Source organism: Pseudomonas guariconensis (assembly GCF_015680235.1).
GTDB lineage: Bacteria > Pseudomonadota > Gammaproteobacteria > Pseudomonadales > Pseudomonadaceae > Aquipseudomonas > Aquipseudomonas guariconensis_A.
The window spans coordinates 1-440 of sequence record NZ_JADLJL010000088.1 but is presented as its reverse complement, the minus strand read 5'-3'; the positions used below and the strand labels follow the sequence as shown (position 1 = coordinate 440).

Here is a 440-nt window from a genome sequence, read left to right as displayed (position 1 = left end):
TTCTGCGACAGCGCGGTCATGGCGTTGATCGCGTCGTCCACCACCTGGCGGCCGTCGTTGGCCTGGTCGCTGGCGCCGCTGGCATGTTGCGAAGCGTCGGCGGCGTTGCGGGCGATCTCCTGGGTGGCGGCGCCCAGCTGGTTGATCGCCGCGGCGACGCTGTTGGTGCGCATGCTCTGCTCCTCGGAGCCGATGATCGAAGCATTGGAGGCGTTGACCACCTTCTCCGACAGGTCATGCACCAGGCGGGTGGCCGAGGACACCTCGCTGATCGAGGCGTGGATACGCTCGACGAAACGGTTGAACGAGGTGGCCAGCTCGCCGAACTCGTCCTTGTGCTGCACCGCCAGGCGGCGGGTCAGGTCGCCTTCGCCCTCGGCGATGTCCTGCATGGCGCGGCCCATGGTGGTCAGCGGGCGCATCAGCACCGGGATCAGCAA

Annotated in this window: 1 protein-coding gene; it reads right to left on the bottom strand. The window is 67.7% G+C overall.

Going from position 1 to position 440, the window contains the following annotated elements; translation table 11 throughout:
- On the bottom strand, positions 1–440 hold a 440-nt coding region (locus tag IRZ56_RS22955; protein ID WP_196147030.1), incomplete at both ends, for a methyl-accepting chemotaxis protein.